This is a genomic window from Roseateles rivi (assembly GCF_043555845.1).
Classification (GTDB): domain Bacteria; phylum Pseudomonadota; class Gammaproteobacteria; order Burkholderiales; family Burkholderiaceae_C; genus Roseateles; species Roseateles rivi.
Genome location: NZ_JBIGHZ010000002.1, coordinates 123720 through 144092, shown reverse-complemented (window position 1 = coordinate 144092; position 20373 = coordinate 123720). Strand labels below are relative to the sequence as shown.

Annotated in this window: 17 protein-coding genes; 5 read left to right on the top strand and 12 right to left on the bottom strand. The window is 67.2% G+C overall.

What is annotated here, in order from left to right; genetic code table 11:
* Window position 1: 1 nt before the first annotated feature.
* Genes ACG0Z6_RS04685 through rsmB form a run of 3 tightly spaced genes read right to left on the bottom strand, consistent with a single transcriptional unit; the run spans window position 2 to window position 4324 of the window.
* A complete protein-coding gene (locus tag ACG0Z6_RS04685; RefSeq protein ID WP_394458959.1) occupies window positions 2-2248 on the bottom strand; it encodes a sensor histidine kinase in 2247 nt (748 codons plus the stop codon).
* Window positions 2249-2256: 8 nt separating this feature from the next.
* Window positions 2257-2889 (bottom strand): DUF4390 domain-containing protein, encoded by a 633-nt coding sequence (locus ACG0Z6_RS04680; RefSeq protein ID WP_394458957.1) that lies wholly within the window; start codon window positions 2887-2889, stop codon window positions 2257-2259.
* 43 nt (window positions 2890-2932) lie between these two features.
* Complete coding sequence (gene rsmB / locus ACG0Z6_RS04675; RefSeq protein WP_394458955.1) at window positions 2933-4324, bottom strand: 16S rRNA (cytosine(967)-C(5))-methyltransferase RsmB; 1392 nt, start codon at window positions 4322-4324, stop codon at window positions 2933-2935.
* Window positions 4325-4447: 123 nt separating this feature from the next.
* Here rsmB and folE point away from each other — a divergent pair, with 123 nt between their 5' ends.
* Together folE and ACG0Z6_RS04665 are read left to right on the top strand one after the other, a co-directional pair.
* Window positions 4448-5161 carry a GTP cyclohydrolase I gene (folE, locus tag ACG0Z6_RS04670; RefSeq protein WP_394458953.1) on the top strand — a complete coding sequence of 238 codons (714 nt, stop codon included), beginning with the start codon at window positions 4448-4450 and terminating at the stop codon, window positions 5159-5161.
* Window positions 5162-5197: 36 nt separating this feature from the next.
* Window positions 5198-5620, top strand: a complete 423-nt coding sequence (locus tag ACG0Z6_RS04665) for a BLUF domain-containing protein (protein ID WP_394458951.1) — start codon at window positions 5198-5200, stop codon at window positions 5618-5620.
* Between the two features lie 19 nt (window positions 5621-5639).
* Here ACG0Z6_RS04665 and ACG0Z6_RS04660 read toward each other — a convergent pair whose 3' ends face one another.
* The 7 genes from ACG0Z6_RS04660 to ACG0Z6_RS04630 all read right to left on the bottom strand — a co-directional run bounded on the left by ACG0Z6_RS04660 (window position 5640) and on the right by ACG0Z6_RS04630 (window position 15176).
* A complete protein-coding gene (locus ACG0Z6_RS04660) occupies window positions 5640-6185 on the bottom strand; it encodes a LemA family protein (protein WP_394458949.1) in 546 nt (181 codons plus the stop codon).
* Entirely contained in the window at window positions 6182-6904 is a 723-nt protein-coding gene (gene queC / locus ACG0Z6_RS04655) for a 7-cyano-7-deazaguanine synthase QueC (protein WP_394458947.1), read from the bottom strand. Before queC ends, ACG0Z6_RS04660 begins: the two co-directional genes overlap by 4 nt.
* A 60-nt stretch (window positions 6905-6964) precedes the next feature.
* The gene (locus ACG0Z6_RS04650; protein ID WP_394458945.1) at window positions 6965-7684 is read right to left on the bottom strand and encodes a helix-turn-helix transcriptional regulator; all 720 of its coding nucleotides are present in this window, start codon (window positions 7682-7684) and stop codon (window positions 6965-6967) included.
* 50 nt (window positions 7685-7734) lie between these two features.
* Window positions 7735-8106 (bottom strand): VOC family protein, encoded by a 372-nt coding sequence (locus ACG0Z6_RS04645; protein ID WP_394458943.1) that lies wholly within the window; start codon window positions 8104-8106, stop codon window positions 7735-7737.
* 75 nt (window positions 8107-8181) lie between these two features.
* A complete protein-coding gene (locus ACG0Z6_RS04640) occupies window positions 8182-9486 on the bottom strand; it encodes a glutamate-5-semialdehyde dehydrogenase (RefSeq protein ID WP_394458941.1) in 1305 nt (434 codons plus the stop codon).
* A 91-nt stretch (window positions 9487-9577) separates the two neighbouring features.
* Window positions 9578-12457, bottom strand: coding sequence for a M16 family metallopeptidase (locus tag ACG0Z6_RS04635; RefSeq protein ID WP_394458939.1), 2880 nt, complete (start codon window positions 12455-12457; stop codon window positions 9578-9580).
* 109 nt (window positions 12458-12566) lie between these two features.
* Window positions 12567-15176 (bottom strand): DNA topoisomerase III, encoded by a 2610-nt coding sequence (locus ACG0Z6_RS04630; RefSeq protein WP_394458937.1) that lies wholly within the window; start codon window positions 15174-15176, stop codon window positions 12567-12569.
* Between the two features lie 118 nt (window positions 15177-15294).
* On the opposite strand from ACG0Z6_RS04630, the gene ACG0Z6_RS04625 reads away from it, so the two are divergent.
* Genes ACG0Z6_RS04625 through ACG0Z6_RS04615 form a run of 3 tightly spaced genes read left to right on the top strand, consistent with a single transcriptional unit; the run spans window position 15295 to window position 17301 of the window.
* Window positions 15295-15780 (top strand): SET domain-containing protein, encoded by a 486-nt coding sequence (locus tag ACG0Z6_RS04625; RefSeq protein ID WP_394458935.1) that lies wholly within the window; start codon window positions 15295-15297, stop codon window positions 15778-15780.
* 5 nt (window positions 15781-15785) lie between these two features.
* The gene (locus ACG0Z6_RS04620) at window positions 15786-16604 is read left to right on the top strand and encodes a biotin--[acetyl-CoA-carboxylase] ligase (RefSeq protein WP_394458933.1); all 819 of its coding nucleotides are present in this window, start codon (window positions 15786-15788) and stop codon (window positions 16602-16604) included.
* A 1-nt stretch (window position 16605) separates the two neighbouring features.
* The gene (locus ACG0Z6_RS04615; protein WP_394458931.1) at window positions 16606-17301 is read left to right on the top strand and encodes a hypothetical protein; all 696 of its coding nucleotides are present in this window, start codon (window positions 16606-16608) and stop codon (window positions 17299-17301) included.
* A 25-nt stretch (window positions 17302-17326) separates the two neighbouring features.
* On the opposite strand, the gene ACG0Z6_RS04610 is transcribed toward ACG0Z6_RS04615, so the two are convergent.
* Window positions 17327-19093 carry a S8 family serine peptidase gene (locus ACG0Z6_RS04610; protein ID WP_394458930.1) on the bottom strand — a complete coding sequence of 589 codons (1767 nt, stop codon included), beginning with the start codon at window positions 19091-19093 and terminating at the stop codon, window positions 17327-17329.
* Window positions 19094-19358: 265 nt separating this feature from the next.
* Window positions 19359-20357 carry a type I glyceraldehyde-3-phosphate dehydrogenase gene (gap, locus tag ACG0Z6_RS04605; RefSeq protein ID WP_394458928.1) on the bottom strand — a complete coding sequence of 333 codons (999 nt, stop codon included), beginning with the start codon at window positions 20355-20357 and terminating at the stop codon, window positions 19359-19361.
* Window positions 20358-20373: the final 16 nt, after the last annotated feature.

Here is a 20373-nt window from a genome sequence, read left to right as displayed (position 1 = left end):
TTCACGCGGACTGGGACGGCTCCTGTATGGGGCTCTGGACAGGCGCGAGTTTTGAAAATGATATCGAAACTTGTGCGCCTATCGACACGGATTCGGGTTGATCCTCATTCGATAAGTTGCTCAGCCGGATACGGGCACCGTGTTCATCGCAGATCTTTTTGACCACGGCCAAACCCAGGCCCGTGCCTTTGACCTTGGTGGTGACGTAGGGCTCGAAGGCACGCTGCAGCACTTGCTGGGCGAAGCCTGGCCCGTTGTCGTTCAGCAGCAGGCGCACGCCCAGTGCGCGGCCATCGGGGGCATGGCGTGCTTCGGTGCTCAGCAACACATGGCCATCGGGGCGTTCGGCCACCGCGTCCAGCGCGTTTTGCACGAGGTTGTGAATGACTTGGCGCAGCTGTGTGGCATCGCCCAGGATGGCGGGCAGGGTGCTTGCCAGAACGCAGCGCAGGCGCCCTTGTTCCTGCTCCTGCGCGTAGAGGGCGAGGACTTCGGAGATCAGCGCGTTGAGGTCCAGCGCTTGCAGCTGCACCGCGGGCAGGCGGGCGTAGTCGCGGAATTCGTTGACCAGCTGCTTCATCGCCTGGACCTGGTTGACGATGGTGCCCACGGCACGGATGAGCATGGCCTGGTCGGTGCCTTCGAGCTTGTCGGCGAGCTTGTGCTGCAGCCGCTCGGCCGAGAGCTGGATGGGCGTGAGCGGGTTTTTGATTTCATGCGCCAGGCGCCGCGCCACTTCGGCCCAGGCGGCCGAGCGCTGGGCGGAGACGACCTCGCTGATGTCGTCAAAGACGATGAGTCGCGCGTCGTGCGGCAGCGTGGCGCCACGCATCAGCAGCGTGAGCGTGTGCTGCGGGTCGAGTGGGTGTTCGAGGGCGTCTTGCCAGTGGTCGCGCGCGCCGGGTTCGTCGGGTTGCTGGTCAAAGCGCTGCCAGATGTGCTGGGCCAAGTGGCTCAGGCCGGGCACCTCTTCGAGCAGGCGCCCGGTGTAGGCCGACATGGGCGAGCGCAGGATGCGCGTGGTGCCGGGGTTGACGGTGGCGATGCGGCGCTGCGCGTCAAACACGATCACGCCAGCGGTGAGGTTGTCCAGAATGGTCTGCAAATGCGTGTGCGCGCTTTCGAGCTCGCTGACGCTGCGCTGGACCAGGGCACGCGCATCGGCCAGCTGCTGGGTCATGTCGGCAAAAGAACGCGTCAGGCCGCCGAGCTCGTCGCGCGAGGCGAACACAGGCTTGGCGCGCAGGTCGCCTTGGGCCACCTGGCGCACGCCTTCGGCCAGCAGCAGCAGGGGCTGGGCCAGCTGGCGGCCCAGGGCCACGGCCAGCAGCACGGCGGCAAACACCGACAGCACCAGCACCAGCGTGAGGGTGCCCAGCACCATGCGGCGCAGGCCGTCGCGCTCCAGGGCGCGCTGTTGGTACTCGGCGTTGGCGGCCTGCACGGCCAGGGCGTTGGCCACCACCTGGCTGGGCAGCTGGCGCACCACCATGAGGTAGCGGTCGCCGCCGGTGAGCTGCAGGTTGAGGGTGGGCAGCAGCGCAATGGCGCGCACCCGCGCCTGGCCTTGCAGGGCGGTCGCTTCGTCGTCCAGGCCTTCGAGCTGCGCCACCAAGCCGCTGGCATGGGCCTGGCGCAGCAAGCTGGGGCGCGGGCGCTCGGGCAGCAAGGTGCTGGTGTCGCCGGTGACATTGACCAGCACCTGGCCATTGGCACCCAGCAGCGCCACGCTCTGTGCCGAGAGCTGCTCGCGCACGCGCTCCAGGCCCAGGGCGGTGGACTGCATATCGGTCCAGCGCTCGGCGGTGCTGCGCGTGCGCGCGCCCAGGTCGGCCACCAGGCCATCGAGCGTGCTGCGGCCCAGGTTCAGGCCGGCATCCAGGGCGCCGGCCAGGCGCTGGTCAAACCAGTTCTCGATGCTGCGGTTGACGAACTGGTAGGACACCGCGTAGGTGAGCACGCCAGGCACCAGGCCCACCATGGCAAAAATGGCTGCGAGCTTGAGCAGCAAGCGGCTGCCAAAGCGCCCGCGCCGCACGCGCAGCAGCAGCTGCACGCCCGTGCCGACGATGACGGCCAGCAGCACGGTGGCCATGGCCACGTTGGCCCAGAACAGCCAGACGTAGTGGCGTTCGAAAAACCCGCGCTGCGCGGAGGTGCTGACGGAGAGCAAAAACGCCAGCAGGCCACTGGCACTGCAGGCCGCCAGCAGGGCCGTCAACCAGGCCCAGCGGGCAATGCGACTCATGCGAGGTTTCACGGGCTGGTGCGCGCTGGGCTGTCCACGTTGACGGGCTGCTTGTGTTCAAGCGCCAGGTCCCAGCCCTGCACCAGTCCAATCTGCAGCGGCTTGGGCAGCTGTGAGGTGTCCAGCCGGTAGCTGAATTCCAGGTAGTAGCCGGAGGCGTCGTCGAGATCTTTGGCCTCGGCAATGCGCCAGCCCGAAGCCCCGCGCAGCGAGGCCAGGGCCTCGGGCAGAGACTCATAGCTTTGGTGCAGACCGCCGGTGGACACGCGGTACTGGCGTGTCAACGGCTGCCAGCTCAGACGCCAGCTGCGGCTGGACTCGGTGATGCGCGCGTCGCGCCAATACCAGCGCGATTTGCGCAGCCGCGCCTCGGCGCTGAAGTACACGGGCACGCCTTTGTGCAGGGCGTCCTCAACGGGCTTGGAGAGCTCAAAGCGGGTGCTGAAGCTCAGGCGCAGGCCATCCTCGCTGCGTTCGGTGCTGAGGTGTTGGAGTTGGATGCTGGGCGCCTGGGCCCAAACCCCGCCCGGCACCACGAGCAGCAGCACCAGGGCCAGCCAGCAGCCGCGCACCATGCCCAGCAGGCGGCGCGCTGCGGAGCCGAAAACTGAGCGGGCGTGGGCGGTCGGTGTCTGCTGCATTGAGGCCGGGGCAATAGGCCTCGGTATGCCGAGGCCACGGGGGTCAGGCGGACTTGGTCAGCAAGGCGTAGAAGAAGCCGTCCAGGGCCGCAGGAGCCAGAGGATCATTCTCATCCAGAGGGAGTAAATGACCCGTGGCACCTGGCACATCATGCATGGAGGCATCGGCGTGTCGTTGCAAAAACGCGTCGATTTGGTCTTGGCCCTCGGCCTTGAAGACCGAGCAGGTGGCGTAGACCAAGCGCCCGCCCGGTTTGAGCAGCGGCCACAAGGCCTCCAGCAGTTCGCTCTGCACGCGTGCCAGGGCGCTGATGTCGCTGGCGCGGCGCAGCCAGCGCACATCGGGGTGGCGGCGCACGATGCCCGAGGCGCTGCACGGCGCGTCGAGCAAGATGGCGTCAAAGGCTTGACCGTCCCACCAGCTCTGCACATCACGCGCATCGGCGGCTTTGACCTGGGCCTGCAGCTGCAGGCGCTGGAGGTTGTCTTGCACGCGTTGCAGGCGCTGCGCGTCGGCGTCGAGTGCCAGCAAGGCCAGGCCGTTGTCCGCCAGCTCTTGCAGATGGGCGGTTTTGCCGCCAGGCGCGGCGCAGGCGTCCAGCACGCGAGCACCCGCACCAAGGATGGGCCAATGCTGGGCCTGCTGCGGCCGCAGCTGACCCAGCAGCAGCGGTGCGGCCAGCTGGGCCGCCGCGTCTTGCACCGAGGTTGCACCTTGCGCAAAGCCCGGCAGCGCCTGCACGGGCGAGGGCTGCTCCAGCAGCAGGGCGTGGGGCAGCAGTTCGGCGTTGAGCGGGCGGGCCGACAGGCCGACCTCGTTGAGCTGGGCGAGGTAGTGCGCAGCGCTGGACTGGCGGGCGTTGACGCGCAAGCTCATGGGCGCGCGCGCATTGTTGGCTTGCAGCAAGGCCGGGGCGAGCGCACCCCAGTCGCTCTGCAGCTTGTCGATCCACCACGCGGGGTGGTTGTAGCGCGCCACGGGCTGCTCCAGCACCGAGGGCAGCAGCACCTTGTGCTCGCGCATGAAGCGCCGCAGCACCGCATTGACGAAAGGCGCTGCCTTGGGAGCGTGCTGGCGTGCGGCTTCAACGGCCTGGTTCACCACCGTGTGCGCGGCATAGGCCGGTTGGCTTTGCGGCCACAGCAGGGCCAGTGCGCTCAGCAGCAGGTTGTCCACGCGCGGTGCGGGCGTTTTGGGCGCCAGGCGCGTGCGCACGGCCAGCGTGGCGCCCAGGCGGCGCAGGGCTTCGAAGCTCAGGCTTTGCACGGCCGGGCGCAGCGGCGCCGGGCAGCGCGACAGCCAGTCGGTCAGGGATTGGCCTTCGCGCACCGCCTGCACGGCACTGGCGCACTGCACCAGCAGCAGGCTCAGTGGCGGGTGGAGGCTGGGGGCGGCGTCAGACGGCGGTGTTGGGGGGGCAGGAATGGGTGACACCGTGGCAAGTGTAGTGCGCGCATGACCCCTGTGCGGGCAGGGCTAAGGGCATTCCCAAGCACAATGCGCGGCCAGACGCTCCGAACACAGGCCCCGAACACACGCCCGGAAATATCGAACATCATGAACGGACTACCCATCTTGAGCGAAGCCGAATTGGCCGCGCTACCGGCCTCGGAGCGTGTGCGCTACCGCCTGGTTCAGGCGCAGCGCCGCTACCACGCCAACGACAACATTGCCGACTGCATCGCGCCGGGTGAACTGGAGCAGTTGCAGGCGGAGGTGCAGGGCAAGCTGCAAGAAGTGCTGAAGGCCCTGGTGATTGACACCGACAGCGACCACAACACTCAGGACACCGCCAAGCGCGTGGCCAAGATGTTTGTGCGCGAGGTCTTCCGCGGCCGCTTCGAAGCGGCCCCGGCGGTGACGGAGTTCCCCAACGTCGAGCGCCTCAACGAGCTCATGATCGTGGGCCCCATCACCGTGCGCAGCGCTTGCTCGCACCACCTCTGCCCCATCATCGGCAAGGTGTGGATTGGCCTGCTGCCCAACGAGCACTCCAACCTCATCGGCCTGTCCAAGTACGCGCGCCTGACCGACTGGATCATGAGCCGCCCGCAGATCCAGGAAGAGGCCGTGACCATGCTGGCCAATGAGCTGCAGCGCCGCGTGCAGCCCGACGGCCTGGCCATCGTCATGGATGCAGATCATTTCTGCATGCATTGGCGCGGCGTCAAAGACATGGACTCCACGATGATCAACAGTGTCATGCGCGGCGCGTTTTTGAAGGACCCCAATCTGCGTCGCGAGTTCCTCTCTCTCATCCGCAAGAGCTGAGCTCTTGCCCGTATGAACCGCCTTCCGGAGCCGCCCATGCTTGTTCGCCTTGTTTACGCCAGCCGTGCCACCCAGGAGCTCAGCGCCACCGACCTCGGGCACATCCTGCGGGAGTCGCGCGAGCACAACCCGCATGACGGCATCACCGGCGTGTTGTGCTTCAACGCCGGGGTGTTTTTGCAGGTGCTCGAAGGCGGGCGCATGGCGGTGAACGCGCGCTACAAGCGCATCCTGCAAGACGCGCGCCACCAAGATCAGATCCTGCTGAGCTACGACGAGATCGCCGAGCGGCGCTTTGCGGGCTGGTCCATGGGCCAAGTCAATCTGCAGCGCCTGAACCCGGCTTTGGTGCTCAAGTACAGCGCCAGCGCGCGCCTGGACCCCTACGCCATGAGCGGCAAAGCGCTGACGGCGCTGCTCGAAGAACTGCTGGCCAGCGGCGTGATCGAGTGCAACTGAGGGCCGCGGGCCGCGCGGGCTAGAGGCTGCGCGCTTCGCTGAAGCCAAAAATGCTGTTGAGCACGCGCGTGGGAAATTCCTGCACCGCCTCGTTGTAGGTGGTCACGGCCTGGTTGAACACCTGGCGCGCGAAGGAGCGCTGGCGCTCCACCATCTTGAGCTCGTCCATCAAGGGCGCAATCTCAGCGCGGTAAGCAATTTCCGGGTGGTGCTCCACCAGCGACATCAGGCGCGTCAAGGCCGCCGCATGCATGGCGCTGGCCACGGCCAGGCGGGCCACCGGATCGCCCGCGTGCGGCCGCGCACGCACCGCTTGCGCGGCCGTTTGCGCCTCGGCCTGGGCGGAGGCCAGTGCGTCAAAGGTGGCTTGCTCGTTGTCCAGCAAGGGCCCCAGCTGTGCCACCAGCTGCTCGCACAGCGTGGAGCGCTGGTTCAGCGCCTCGTCCAGCTGGCGGTAGGCGGCGCCAATGGCGCTGCGCAGCTGCACCATGCGGTGGTAGGCGCCAATGGCCCAAAACAAAATCAAGGCCAGCGCCAGCCAGCCCAGCAGGTTGGTCCAGTTCATGGCGTGCTCCGGTACTGCTGCCAGCCCGTGGCGCGCAGCGCGCAGGCCGGGCAGTGGCCGCAGCCCCAACCCCAGTCATGGCGCTGCTTGCGCTCACCCAGATAGCAGGTGTGGGTGTGCTCGATGATGAGCTCGTTGAGCGCTGCGCCGCCCATCTGCTCGGTCAGCTGCCAGGTCTGCGCCTTGGTCAGGAACATCAGCGGTGTCTCGAGCGTCATGGGCGTATCCAGCCCCAGGCTCAACGCCACTTGCAGGGCTTTGAGCGTGTTGTCGCGGCAGTCGGGGTAGCCGGAGTAATCCGTCTCGCACATGCCGCCCACCAGCACCGAGGCGCCGCGGCGGTAGGCCAGCGTGGCAGCAAAGCTCAGGAACAGCAGATTGCGCCCGGGCACAAAGGTGTTGGGCAGGCCATTGGCCGCCATCTCGATGGCGCGCTCGGCGGTGAGCGCGGTGTCGGAAATTTGGCCCAGCAGCGAGAGGTCCAGCACATGGTCCTCACCCAGCTTGGCCGCCCATTGCGGGAACTGCGCGGCCAGCTCGGCGCGCACCGTTTGGCGGCAGCTCAGTTCGATGCGATGGCGCTGGCCGTAATCGAAACCCAGAGTCTCAACGTGGGCGAAACGGTCCAAGGCCCAGGCCAGACAGGCAGTGGAGTCTTGGCCGCCGGAGAAGAGCACCAGCGCGGTGCGTGCGCAGTGGGCTTGTTGGGGAGTGGTCATGGGCGTAAGTGTGCCAGCGCGGCGTGTGCGCATTGGGCCAGCGGCGCGGCCAGATGGGCTTTAGCTGTCTGCGGTGAGCGCGCTCACGGCGTCTTCAGAGGCATTGGCGCGCAGGTAGTCGGCCAGGGTGCGGCCGCTGCTGGCTTGGAAATGGGCCGCTGGGCCTTGTGCGAGCTGCCAGGACTGGATGCGGTCCAGGCGAAAGCTGCGAAAGCTCTCACGCGCTTCGCACCACGCCGCCAGCGTCCACACCTTGCCCCAGAAAAAACAGCCCAAGGGCTGCACGCTGCGCTGGCTGCTGCAGCCGTGCTCGTCGCAGTAGCTCAGGTGCACGCGCTGCTGGGCTTGGGCCGCCGCACGCAGGCCCGAGAGCAGGGCGTGGGTCTCAGGTGCCAGGGCCTGGAGTGGGGCGTACAGCGGCAGGCTTTGTGCCGCCGTGCGCGTGCCCGAGGGCAGGACAGAGAGGATTTTGCTCAGCCCGCGCAGGGCTGCGTTCGCCATTTCGGGGTCCAGCCAGGTTTGGGCAACGCGCACGCTGGCCACCAGGGCCTGCGCTTCGTCGTGGCTGAACATCAGCGGCGGCAGCTCGAAGCCCTTGCCCAGGCGGTAGCCCACGCCGGCCTCGCCCTGAATGGGCACGCCGTGGTGCTGCAAGTCGGCAATGTCGCGGTAGACCGTGCGCACCGACACCTCCAGGCGCTGCGCCAAAAACTCGGCGGTGCTGAGGCGGCGGCCGCGTACCAGCTGCACGAGTTGGAAGAGGCGGTCAGCGCGGCGCATGGCGGCAGTGTAGGAGCACGGCCGCCATCCTCACCAGGGGTGAGGGGCCCTCAAGTCAGGGCATGCAGGCCAATGCAGTTGCCGTCCAAGTCGATGAGGTGGGCGATGTAGCCCAGGCCCTCGGGCAATTCGAGGCGATCAACCAGCACCTCGGCGCCAGCGGCTCGGGCACGCTGTACGGCCGCGTCCAGGCTGGGTGAGGCATCCAGATAGATCAGCACTCCGCTGTGGCCCGGCGTGGGCGCATCGGGCCCACACAGCAAGGCACCGCCAACCCCCTCGCCCTCGTAAGGGAAGATCGCCCCTTGCGAGGGCCCCATGGCTTCAGGGCGCAGCTTGCAGTCCAGCATGGCCTCGTAAAAGGCCTGCGCGCGGGGCAGATTCAGGGTGGGGATTTCAAACCAGCTGATGGCGCTTTTCATGGGAGCTCCTCGTTGAGAAGCTTTGCATTCTGGGCAGGCCCTGCTGACAACGGGGTGTCAGCAGGGTGGCGCTCCTCAGCCTCGCACTTCGCCCTGCCCCAGCACCACCCACTTCATCGAGGTCAAGCCCTCCAGGCCGACGGGGCCGCGGGCGTGGAACTTGTCGGTGCTGATGCCGATCTCGGCGCCCAGGCCGTACTCGAAGCCATCGGCAAAGCGGGTGCTGGCGTTGACCATGACGCTGGCGGAATCGACCTCGCGCAGGAAGCGCATGGCGTTCGGGTGGCTCGTGGTCAGGATGGCGTCGGTGTGGTGCGAGCCGTAGCGGTTGATGTGCACGATGGCTTCGTCCAAGCTGCCCACCACTTTGATGCTGATGATGGGGGCGAGGTACTCAGTGGCCCAGTCGGCTTCGCTGGCCTCCAGCAGCCGCGCACCGCGCACTTGCGCCAGCTGCTCAAGCGCGGCCGCGCAGCCGCGCATCTCCACGTCCTTGGCGGCGAACACGGCGCCGATGCGCGGCAAAAACGCCGCGGCCTGCGCAGCGTGCACCAGCAGGGACTCGGTGGCGTTGCAGGGGCTGTACTTTTGCGTCTTGGCGTTGTCCACCACGGTCAGGGCCAAGTCCAGATCGACTTCGGCGTCGACATAGCAATGGCAGTTGCCGTCCAGGTGCTTGATCACGGGCACGCGGGCCTCGGTGGCGATGCGCTCGATCAGCCCCTTGCCGCCGCGCGGGATGATCACATCCACATGCTCGGGCATGGTGATGAGGTGGCCCACGGCGGCGCGGTCGGTGGTGGCAATGAGTTGCACGGCGTGGCGCGGCAGACCGGCCTCGGCCAGGGACTCGGCCACCAGCGCGGCCAGGGCCTGGTTGGCGTGCAGGGCTTCAGAGCCCCCGCGCAGAATGCAGGCGTTGCCGCTTTTGATGGCCAGCGAGGCCGCCTCGATGGTCACATTCGGGCGGCTCTCGTAGATCATGCCGAACACGCCCAGGGGCACGCGCATCTGGCCCACGCTGATGCCGCTGGGGCGGCGCTTCACGCCAGTGATTTCGCCGATGGGGTCGGGCATGGCAGCGATTTGCTCGCAGCCTTCGGCCACGGTGGCAATCACCGCAGGCGTGAGGCGCAGGCGGTCCAACAGCGGGGCGGCCAGACCGGCAGCCTCGGCTGCCTGCAGGTCGCGAGCATTGGCCAGGGCCAGGGCTGCCCCCTCGTTGCGCAGGCGGCGGGCCAGGGCCAGCAGGGCTGCGTTTTTGGCGGCGGTGGGTGCGGTCGCCATCAGGCGGCTGGCGGCGCGCGCGGCCTCACCCAGGGTGTGCATGTAAGCGGCGAGGTCCGGGGCTGACCCGGCAGCGGCGGCGGCAGTGCTCATGCGCGCAGATTGTGCGTCAACACCGCCGCCCGCGGCCGCGCCAGTTGCTTTCGCCGCTGGGCAAGCTGTGCTTTCTCTTTGGGCGTGGGGCTCAGGGTGTGGCGGGGCCGTCCGCTGACCACCGCTCCAAGCGCAGCTGCGGCTGGCGTGCTCGCAGCTGCTCGAGTTGGGGCTGCAGCTGTGCCCAATCGCCCACGCCCACAAAGATCAGGTGGGTCGGATCGATGTGAGCGCGCAACGCGGCTTGGGCACTGGCGGCGCTGACTTGGCGCAGGCGCTGCGGCAGCTGCTTGAGCTCGTCGGCGGGCAGGTCCCGGGCCCAGTCGCTGGCCAGGTGTGTGGCCAGGGCCTGGTGCGTGTCCAGCTCGCCAGGCAGCGCTAGCAGCAGGGCATTGCGCACGCGCTGCAGTTCCGGGCCGGGCATGGGCTGGGCGCGCATGTCGCGCACTTCGCGCAGGAAGAGCGCGATGGCATCGGCTGTGGCATCGGTGCGTACGCTGCCACGGGTGCTGAACAGGCCGATCTCGCGCCCCTGCTGGGTCTGCGTGTAGAGGCCGTAGGTGTAGCCCTTGACTTCGCGCAGCAGGTGGTTGATGCGCGAGGTGAACAGCCCGCCCATGGCCGCGTTGCCGACGTTCAGTGCAGCAGCATCGGGCATGCCCGCAGGCGGCAGTGGCGTCACGACCGAGAGTGCGGTTTGTGGTGCGCCGGGTTTGTCCACCACCACCACGCGAGCCTGGGTGGCTTGGGCAGGCACGCGCGAGCGCTGCGGCAGCGGCGTGTCGGGGCGCTGCCAGGCGCCAAACAAGGCGTCCACCTGTTGGCGCAAGGTGTTGGGGTCGACATCGCCGACCACCACCAGCGCGGCCTGATCCGGGCGGTAGTGGCCCTGCCAGAAGCCGCGCAGCGCTTCGCTGTCTATGGCCTTGATGCTGGCCTCAGTGCCCAGTGGGCTTTGGCCCAGCGGGTGCTGGGGCCCAAAGGCAGCACGGCGGCCCACCACGCTCACCAGTGTGTTGGGGTCCTCACGCAGCTGACCCAGCGCTGTGAGCTGACTGGTGCGCAGGCGCTGCACATCGGTGCTGGCAAAGGCGGGGTGCAGGGCTACATCGGCCAGCAAGGCCAGGCCTGGGCCGAAGTGGCGGCTCAGGCCGGAAAAGCTGATGAGGGTGTCGTCGTCTCGGGGCGTGGTCTGCAGTACCAGGCCCAGCCGTGCAGCCTCGGCGGCGATGTCCTGCGCGCTGCGCTGCTGGCTGCCTTCAGTGAGCATGGCCGCGGTGAAGGCGTGTAGGCCTGGCAAGCCCTGCGGGTTGGCACTTTGGCCCGCGCGCACCGCCAACACCACGCTGGCCAAGGGCAGGCCGGGGCGGTGGACGTGGATCAGCTCCAGCCCGTTGGGCAAGGTGCGGCGCTGCGCCGTGGGCAGCTGCAGATCCAGCGCGCCCGAGGCGGGCGGCTGTTGCTTGCGCCAGGGGGCGGGCGGGTTGATGGATTCGGCGGCGGCCTTGCTGGCTTTGGGCGGCGGCGGGGTGGGTATTTCAGCGGCCAATTGTTGTGGGCCGGGCAGGGCCTGAACCACCACGCGATGGTTGCGGCCGAGGTATTGGGCCACGGCGGCTTTGACGCTCTCGACCGTGGCGTCTTGGTAGCGCTGCAGGTCCTGGGCCAAATAGCCGGGATCACCGGCTTGCTGGTTGTAGTAGTTCAGCAGGTCGGCCAGGGTGTGGGGCTTTTCCAGTTGCTGCATCAGCTGGGTTTGCACCGCCGTGCGGGCTTGCGCCAGCTCGGCCTGGCTGGGCCCTTGTTCGGCCAGGCTTTGGATTTCGGCGTTGATCACAGCTTCGATATCGGCCAGCGATTGCCCGGGCATGGCCAGCACTTCCATGCTGAAGAGTGAGCCCAGGGACAGCGAGGCCTGCGACGCGCTCACCGACTGCGCCAAGCGCAGCTCGCGCACCAGGCGCTGCTGCAAGCGGCTGGAGGCGCCACCGGCGAGCACCCGGGCGGCCAGGTCCAGCTCGGCGTCGCTGGGTTTGAAGACGGCCGGGGTGTGCCAGGCCAGCGTCAAGCGCGGCAGTTCGACGCGGTCGGTCACGCTCAGGCGTTGTTCTTGCTCGATGCGCGGCTGCGTGGCCTGAGCCGGGGGCACGGGCAGGCCCTGGCGCAAGGGCCCGAAGTACTTCTGCACCAACGCCTTGGCGCGCGTGGGGTCGAAGTCACCGGCAAGCACCAGGGTGGCGTTGTTGGGGCGGTAGTAGCGCCGCGCGAAGTCCTTGACATCGGCCAGCTTGATGGACTGGATGTCCGCGTGCGAGCCAATGACAGCGGCTCGGTAGGGGTGGCCTGCGGGGAAGAGGGCTTGAAAGAGCACATCCTCGACCACGCCGTAGGGCCGGTTTTCGGAGAGACGGCGCTCGTTGCGCACCACGTCTTGCTGGTTGGACAAGGCCACGGCATCGATCTTGTCGATCATGTAGCCCAGCATGTCCGACTTCAGCCACAGCCCCAGCTCCAGCTGGTTGGAGGGCAGGGTGACAAAGTAGTTGGTGCGGTCAAAGTCGGTGGTGCCATTGGCATCGGTGCCTCCGGCGGCATCGATGATGCGGTCCATGGCGCCGCGCGGAATGTGGCGCGACCCGGCAAACATCAGGTGCTCGAACAAATGCGCAAACCCGGTCTGGCCCGGCGCTTCGTTGCGCGGCCCGGCATGCACCCACAGGTTGACGCTGACCAGCGGCAGGCGGCGGTCGGGGGCCAAGATCAGCTCCAGGCCATTGGCCAGGCGCACCTTCTCGTAGTTCAACACCGGGCGGCCCTGTTCCATGCGCATGGCCGTGGCGGGCATGGCGATGGGGTCCTGGGCCTGGCTGGATAGGGTGCACAGCGCCGCGGCGCCGAGCAAGAACAGTTGCAGCGGATGGCGCACGAGGCGCGTGGCGGCGCGTGCGCGGAGGGATGCAGGAGCGTGCATGGGCGGTCGGGGAGGGCAATGAGGGGCCCGACCATAGCGCCGCCGCGCCACGCCACACCCTGAGGGAGACCCTCATGATCTGCCCCCGAGTGAGGGGGGCAAACCTGCATCAACCCGCTTTGGCGGTGGTTTTGCGCGGTGCGGTCTTGCGCGCCGGTGTGGCGCGCGGCTCGAACTCGAACACCACCTTGCCCTCCTTCTTGTCGTAGGCCAGGTAGGCCTTGAACTTGCGGCGGGTTTTGTTGGAGACAAAGCCGTCGAGCAAATCGGTCTTGCCCAGCGCCAGCAGCTTGTTCATCTGCGCGGCCTCGATGGGCTGCTGCAGGATGATCTTGCCGCTCTTGAAGTCGCAGGTGCTGGCCGTGCCCACGGTGTGCTCGCACACATAGTTGCTGCCGTGGTCGAACACCTGGCCTTGGCACTTGGGGCAATGGCCCAGGGCGGCCTGGCCGCTGAAGTCCACGGGCTCGCCGTTTTCCTCGGCCTTTTTGGCGTCCTCACCGAAGTCGAATTCCAGCTTCCAGTTGTGGATTTCGTCGTCGAACACCAGGGCCAGCTCGGCCGTGAAAGGCCAGCCCGCCTTGGAGCGGAAGCCTTCGAGCGGGCCGATCTTTTTGTCGCGCAGAAACTGCTCCACCTCGTGCAGCTCAAAGCTGCGTCCGCCGGGAATCTTGCCGATGGAAAAACCGCAGCCCTCGGACGCGCCATCGGCACCCGTGCAGCTGAAGCGGCGGTAGTTCTCTTTCACCACCCCGCTGCATTTGGGGCAGGGCGCGCGCAGTGTGGCGTAGTCGCCGGGGATGGTGTCGCGGTCGTAGGACTTGGCTTTTTGCACCACGCGCTCGGTCATGGCGGCAATCTCGGCCATGAAGGCTTCGCGCTTCAAGCGGCCCTTCTCCATTTCGGAGAGCTGGAATTCCCAGTTGCCGGTGAGCTCGGGCTTGGTGAGCTCTTCCACGCCCAGCCCGCGCAGCAGCGTCATGAGCTGGAAGGCCTTGGCGGTGGGAATGAGCTCGCGGCCCTCGCGCAGCATGTACTTTTCGGTCAGCAGGCCTTCGATGATGGCCGCGCGCGTGGCCGGCGTGCCCAGGCCTTTGTCGGCCATGGCTTCGCGCAGCTCGTCGTCGTCCACCAGCTTGCCCGCGCCTTCCATGGCCGACAGCAGCGTGGCTTCGCTGTAGCGTGCGGGGGGCTTGGTTTGCAGGGCTTTGACGTCGGTGCTCTCGGTGCGCACCACCTCACCGGCTTGCACGGGCACGAGGCTGGCCTGGTTGTCGGCGCTCGCTTCGTCCTGCGCTTCCTTGCCGTAAACGGCTTGCCAGCCCGCTTTGACCAGCACCTTGCCATTGGTTTGGAAGCTGTAGCTCTGGCCTGCGACTTTGACGGTGGAGATGCGCGTGGTGACTTGGAATTCGGCGGCGGGGAAGAACACGGCCAGGAAGCGCTTGACCACCAGCTCGTAGAGCTTGGCCTCGGCTTCGGTCAGGCTTTTGGGCGCTTGCAGCGTGGGGATGATGGCGAAGTGGTCCGAGACCTTGGCGTTGTCAAAAACCTTTTTGGTGGGCTTGATGTAGCCGTTTTTCAGCGCCGTGGCGGCATGGCCGGCCAGGGGCATGAGGGTGATGGGCAGCTCCTCGCTGGCCAGCATCTCGGCGGTCTGCTTGGCCACGCTGACATAGTCCTCGGGCAGGTAGCGCGAGTCGGTCCGCGGGTAGGTCAGCACCTTGTGCTTTTCGTACAGGGCCTGGGCCAGCGAGAGCGTGGTCTTGGCCGAGAAGCCAAAGCGCGAGTTGGCCTCGCGCTGCAGCGTGGTGAGGTCGTACAGGCCCGGGCTGGCCTGGGTGCTGGGCTTGCTCTCTTCGGTGACGGTGGCGGGCTGGCCTTTGCAGGCCTCGGCCACGGCCTGGGCTTCGGCCAGGGTCCAGAGCCGGTCGGCGCGGCGCTCGGGGTCGTGCTCGTCCTTCTTCCACTTCGGGTCGAACCACTTGCCCTCGTACTGCCCGGCCTGGGCGTCGAAGCTGCCGCGCACTTCCCAGTAGTCGCGGTAGACGTGCTTGCGGATTTTTTCTTCGCGCTCCACCACGATGGACAGCGTGGGCGTCTGCACGCGGCCCACGGTGGTGAGGAAGAAGCCGCCGTCGCGCGAGTTGAAGGCCGTCATGGCGCGCGTGCCGTTGATGCCCACCAGCCAGTCGGCCTCGGAGCGGCAGCGTGCGGCGTCGGCCAGCGGCAGCATTTGGGTGTCGCTGCGCAGCTGTGCAAAGCCTTGGCGAATGGCCTCGGGCGTCATGCTCTGCAGCCACAGGCGCTGCACGGGCTTGTTCACCTGGGTCTTGGCTGTGCCGGCGTACTGCACGATCAAGCGGAAGATCAGCTCGCCCTCGCGCCCCGCGTCACAGGCGTTGATGAGCTGGGTGACGTCTTTGCGCTTGATGAGCTTGACCAGCGCATTGAGCCGGCCTTTGCTCTTGTCGATGGGGTTCAAGTCAAAGTGCGGCGGGATCACGGGCAGGTGCGTGAAGCTCCACTTGCCGCGCTTGACGTCAAACTCCTCGGGCGCCTTGATCTCCACGAGGTGGCCCACGGCGGAGCTCACCACATAGCTGTCGTTCTCGAAGTACTCGTCGTGCTTTTCGAATTTGCCCGAAAGCGGCGTGAGGGCCCGCACGATGTCCTGAGCCACCGAGGGCTTCTCTGCAATAACCAATGCCTTGCTCATCTTGTGCCACGTTCCTGGAGGTGCGTCTGGCGCCCTCAAAATGCCTGCCTACAATCCGGCCTCGCGCGCACGCACACACGTGCACGCACCCATGATTTCAATGTACCCAAGTCGCCCCATGTCGCAACAGCCGTTTCGCTCCAAAGCACCACATCCCCGGCGGCGCACTGTGGTGCGACGCTCCGGCGTGCATGGGCGCGGCGTGTATGCGCAGGTGCATATCCCGGCGGGCGAGTATCTCTTTGACTACGAGGGTGAAGTCATCAGCTGGGACGAGGCCATGCGCCGCCACCCCTACGACCCCGAGCACCCTGACCACACCTTCTTCTTCCAACTCGAGCAGGGCGGGCAGGTCATCGACCCCATGGTGGGCGGCAACAGCGCGCGTTGGATCAACCATTCCTGCGAGCCCAACTGCCAGGCCCGCGAGGAAGGCCAGCGGGTGCGCATCTACACACTGCGGGAGCTCCAACCCGGCGAAGAGTTGTTTTACGACTACGGCCTGGTGCTGGACGAGCGCTACACGCCCGCCGTGAAAAAGCGCTATGCCTGCTTCTGTGGCAGCGCCTCATGCCGCCGCACCATGCTCGCCCCCAAGCGCTGACGTCCATGCAAGAGCCGCTGCGCTGGAACCTCGAGGCCCTGTGGGAGCAGCTTGAACCCCGCTTGCCGGGCCTGAACCTGGAAGTGGTGGCGGAGATTGGCTCGACCAACACCGCTTTGCTGGAGCGCATTCGCGCCGCTCACGGCGCCGATGCACAAGTGCCCACCGCGCTGGTGGCGCAAACACAGACCCAGGGGCGCGGTCGCCTGGGGCGCAGCTGGCAGGCCCGTCCGGGGGCCTCGCTGACTTTTTCGCTGGCCCTGCCTTTGCCGGCGTCGGAGCAGGGCTTGCTGGCCCTGGTGGTGGGTTGTGCGCTGGCGCAAGCCCTGGACCCGCAGCCCGAAGGCGGCGCACCGCGCCTGAGCCTGAAGTGGCCCAACGACTTGTGGCTGCAGGGCCGCAAGCTCGGCGGCATCCTCATCGAGACCGTGGCTACCGAGGGCGCGCGCATGGCCGTCATTGGCGTGGGCCTGAACCTGCGCCCCGAGGCCTGCACCGACCCCGCAGGGCTCTCCAGCGGCTTTGCCTGTGTGCAGGAGCTGCATGCGCAGATGCAGGCGCCCGAGGCCCTGGCCTGTGTGCTGCCAGCCCTGGTGCAGGGCGTTCTGGACTACCAGCGCCACGGCGCGGCGCCCTGGTTGGCGGCTTTTGAGCGGCGCGACGCGCTGCGCGGCAGCCTGGTGCAAGCCGGTGAGCTGCAGGGGCGGGTGCGCGGTATCAACGCCAGCGGCGAGTTGCTGCTGGAGACCTCCACGGGCCTGCGTGCCCTCAGCAGTGGCGAGGTGTCGGTGCGCCTGCCTGCTCATCCCGAGAATAGGAGCTGACATGCTGCGAGCCCTGGTGCTGGTGTTGTTGGTGGCCAATGTGGCGGTGCTGGTGTGGACCCAAGGCTGGGGCCGTGCCGCGCCAGACCCATCGCGCACGGCGCTGCAGCACGAGCCAGCACGCCTGCAGCCCCTGGCCGAGCCGCAAATTCGCCAGCTGCAAGAGCGCAGCTGTGTGGAGATCGGGCCGCTGGAGAATGACGAGGCCTTGCGCCAAGCGCGTGCCGCTTTGCAGCGCGTGGGGCTGACGGAGGCCCAAACCCAGCTCGACACGCAAGAGCGTGCAGGCGTTTGGGGCGTGGTCACCATCAAGATGCCCAACAAAGAATTCCAGCAGCGCAAGGAAGAAACCTACCGCAAGGGCCGCATTCCCTACGAGCCACTGGCGGGCTTCCCAGACGAACAACCCAGCTTGCTGCTGAGCCGTCACCCCTCACCCAATCAGGCCGAGGCGGCGCGCAAACAGCTGGAGAACCGCGCCTACCGTGGCCTGAGGGTGCTGCAGCTCGAAGCCGCACAGCGCCGCCATCAGCTGCGCCTGGCCGCGCTCGACGGCCTGCAGCTGGGTCAAATCAAGGCGCTGGGTGCCGTGTGGCCCAAGGGCGCGCAGCTCAGTGCCTGCCGCAACGGCGCAGCAGCAGCGTCCGCAGCCGCGGAAAAGCCAGCCGCATCCACCCCCGCAGGGGCCTCACGCTGAAGTTTTGACGCGGGCCCCGCGCGCCTCAGTCGCGCGGTGCGGGGCAGGGGCTGCTGGGCTTGCGCGGGCGCAGGCTCAAGGCGGCCAGCCCCAGGGCGAGGGCCCAGCCCATGTCCAGGGCACCGCCGCCGCCGCCCGAGCCTGAGGGGCTCGCAGGCAAGGGTGACGGGGCTGGCGCCGGGCTTGGCGCTGGCGAGGGTGCCGGGGCGGTTGGCAGCGGCACGGCGTTGACGGCCGCCGCGGCGTCCAGCATGCCCGTGCCACAGGTGCTGGTGGTGCAGTAGCACTCCAGCTGCGGGGTGGCGGTCGAGGGGGCCGTGCAGGCCTTGGTGGCAGCGTCACTTCCGGTGCTCGGGAAGGGGCGCGTGCTGCCCTTCAAATACCCCACCAATTCCGCAGGTGTCAGCGCGGGGTTGCGCTGCAGCATCAGCGCGGCGGTGGCGCTTACCAAGGGCGTGGAAAAGCTGGTGCCTACTGCAGCTTCTGTCAGGGTGTAGTTGTTGTCGTTGATGACAGGGGTGGTGCTGCCGCTGTTGCTGGTGGTCAGCATGGGGTAGAGGCAGGGCGAGCCTGCGGCGGTGTTGACGCAATTGCCGCCCGGTGCGGCCAGGGTGACGTCGCTGCCCAGATTGGAAAAGCCCACCTTGGTGCCGATGTGCCGCAGCGCTGCCACGCTCACCACGCCGCTGCTGTAGGGGGTGCAGTTGGCCGGGGTGTTGGCGGCCACGCCGCCGCCGGGGCTGGGGCTGTCCACGCCATTGCCTGCGGCAGCCACCACCACTGCGCCTTTGGCCACCACCTCGTTGATGGTGCTTTTGTAGCCATTGCTGCAGGCGCCTGAGCCGCCCAGGCTCATGTTCAGCACCCGCGCCGGGTTGGGGTTGACGGGCAGCCCCGGCACGCTCAGGCCCACGGCCCAGCGCATGCCGGCTTGGATGTCGGAATCCCAGCCGCCGCACTTGCCCAGCACACGCACGGGCAGGATCTTGGCGCCATGGGCCAGCCCGGCAATGCCCTGGCCGTTGTTGGCCAGCGCAGCAATCAGGCCCGACACTTTGGTGCCATGCCAAGAGCTGGAGGTTTTGTCGCTGCTGGTGCAGTCGGCGCCCAGGGTGCCACCGCTGATGTCGGCGTCGTTGACCCAGTCACCGGGGTCGGAGGCGTCGGCGTCCGCGCCGTTGCTGTCGTTGGCCTGGGCCACCGTGCCGTTTTGGAACGCCACCAGGTCGTAGCCACTGAGCAACTGGCCAAGGAGGTCGGGGTGGTCAAAGCGCACGCCCGTGTCCAGCACCGCCACCACCACGCCAGCGCCGGTGGCTTTGTCCCAGGCGGCTGGCGCGTTGATGCTGGAGACCAGCTCTGTGCCAGTGTTGGCAGCACTGGCCGTGGGTGGTTTGAGATACCACTGCCCTGCGGCGGGCCCGCTCGGCAGGGCGGTGGCGTAAAAGGGGTCGTTGGGCACCATGCTGTGGCGGCGGAAGTGGTCGATCTCCACCGACTCCACATCCGGGTCTTGTGCGAGACGGCGCATCAGCTCGGCGCTGCTGAGGCCTTGGGCCACCACCACATGGGTGCGTTCATCCACGCTGCGCCGGGCATTGAGCACCAGACCGCGGCGTTGCCCCAGCGCCAATGCGCGGTATTGCGCCACTTGCTGTGCTGTCACCGCAGTACTGCGTGCGGCCAGCGCTTGGGCCTTGACCGTGCCCGACTGCGGCTTGAAGCGCACGATCACGCGGGCGCTGGGCGCTTTGGCCGCAAGGTCTTGCTGCGCCTGCAGTGCTGGGCTCATGCCTCCAAGCAAGGTCAAGCACGCAGCCCAGGCCACGGATCGAACGGGCAGAAGGCGCCGCTGAGGGGTGTTTCGGTTGGGCATGGCGTGCAAAGGGGGTTGGGCGACAGACACACCAGTGTAGGGAGCCTGGATCAGGGCAATGTTTCTGTAAACCTGAAAGTGCCCGGCAATTCCAAGGATTGCGCACGCTTGCAAGTGCTGCGTGCGGGCAAAGAAAAACCGGGCCCATGGGCCCGGTTGCTGCAAGAGTTCAGGAGGGGGATCAGCCCGCCATCACGCGGGTCATCTCCAGCACCTTGTTGGAGTAGCCCCACTCGTTGTCGTACCACGACACCACCTTCACAAAGGTGCCGTCCAGGGCGATGCCGGCCTCGGCGTCAAAGACGCTGGTGCAGGGCTCGCCGCGGAAGTCGGTGGCCACCACCTTGTCTTCGGTGTAGCCCAGCACGCCCTTCATGGCGCCTTCGCTCTGAGCCTTCATTTCGGCGCAGATCTCGGCGTAGCTGGCGGCGTTGTTCAGCTCCACGGTCAGGTCGACCACGGACACGTCGGAGGTGGGCACGCGGAAGCTCATGCCGGTGAGCTTCTTGTTCAGCTCAGGAATCACCACGCCCACGGCCTTGGCCGCACCGGTGCTGCTGGGGATGATGTTTTCCAGAATGCCGCGGCCGCCGCGCCAGTCTTTGTTGCTGGGGCCGTCCACGGTTTTTTGCGTGGCGGTGGCAGCGTGCACGGTGGTCATCAGGCCGCGCTTGATGCCCCACTTGTCGTTGAGCACCTTGGCCACGGGTGCCAGGCAGTTGGTGGTGCAGCTGGCGTTGGAGATGATGGTCTGACCGGCGTAGGTCTTGTCGTTCACGCCGTAGACGAACATGGGCGTGTCGTCCTTGGACGGGGCGGACATGATGACCTTCTTGGCACCGGCCTTGAGGTGGGCTTCGGCGGTTTCCTTGGTCAGGAACAGGCCGGTCGATTCGACGACGATGTCAGCGCCGACTTCGTCCCACTTCAGTTCGGCGGGGTTCTTCACAGCGGTCAGACGAATCTTCTTGCCGTTGACGATCAGCGTGTTGCCGTCGACAGCGACCTCGCCCTTGAAGCGGCCGTGCACGCTGTCGTACTTCAGCATATAGGCCAGGTAGTCAGGCTCCAACAGGTCGTTGATGCCCACGATCTCGATGTCTTTGAAGTTCTGCACCGCGGCGCGGAACACCATGCGGCCAATGCGGCCGAATCCGTTGATGCCAATCTTGATGGTCATGCCAAAGTCTCCAGTG